1 protein-coding gene and 1 pseudogene are annotated in these 855 nt (G+C 30.4%); both read left to right on the forward strand.

The features are described from left to right. On the forward strand, window positions 1-525 hold a 525-nt coding region (locus QZ106_RS00405; protein WP_295972849.1), incomplete at its 5' end, for a hypothetical protein. Beyond that, a pseudogene (locus QZ106_RS00410) lies at window positions 522-855 on the forward strand (hypothetical protein); the annotation flags it as partial. The gene QZ106_RS00405 and the pseudogene QZ106_RS00410, both read left to right, overlap by 4 nt.

Consider the following 855-nt stretch of genomic DNA (forward strand, 5'->3'; position numbering starts at 1 on the left):
ACGATATATGGAGAGAGTTCAGCATTTAGATCCGCTAAAGTTAGTCAAGATGAATTGAAAAAAGAAATGTATGCAATAGCATCTGTTCTTCAAAAAAATAAAGAAGCATATGGCGTTTCCAGTAAGTTAGCTAAATTATTTAGAAGTAAATCTTGTAGTGATAGAAATAATACTAATATGCAATTTGCAATAGCGGCATTAATAAATGCTTTGAACAATGGACATGATTATAGTAATGGTGCTGATATGTGGGATGGTATGGAGCAAGCAATGTATCCTAGTAGTGATAATCGACGAAGTACAGGGCGTTTTGAGCTACATATGAATACGATGGGATGGGATATTTCCCAAGAACATTATGAAAAATGGAAGTCTTCAGTCAATTATCTTTTAGGACAAGGTAAATTCTTAGCTCCTCAGAAAAAAGTAGCACCAGATAATTATGGAAATTATAAGAATAAAGGAAAAATGAGACTAAAGTCTACAGCTGTTTATAATGGTACAATTTTTTGGAGTTCAAAATGAGAAAATATATGTTTTTAATGATGGCTATCTTTTCTGTTAATGTTTTTGCGGGTGTTATAACTGAGAAAGAGTTGAATTCCGATGAAAGTTCTGAATATATATATCGAGTAAATAAACATGATGTATTCAAATGTAAGAATGGAGATTGTGATTTAATTTATAATAATTCAAATAATTATTGTCAAAATTTATCTTCATTGCAGGATGAATTAGAGGCTCGTATTCGAGCAAGATGGATTTGTCCTAAGGTATATGCATTTAGTGAATTATATAAGAAATATAAAATTAGATTAGGTGATGATCCAGTTTTTTCTGATTATATCCTTAATC

The organism is uncultured Aggregatibacter sp., from assembly GCF_901873365.1.
Lineage (GTDB): Bacteria > Pseudomonadota > Gammaproteobacteria > Enterobacterales > Pasteurellaceae > Aggregatibacter.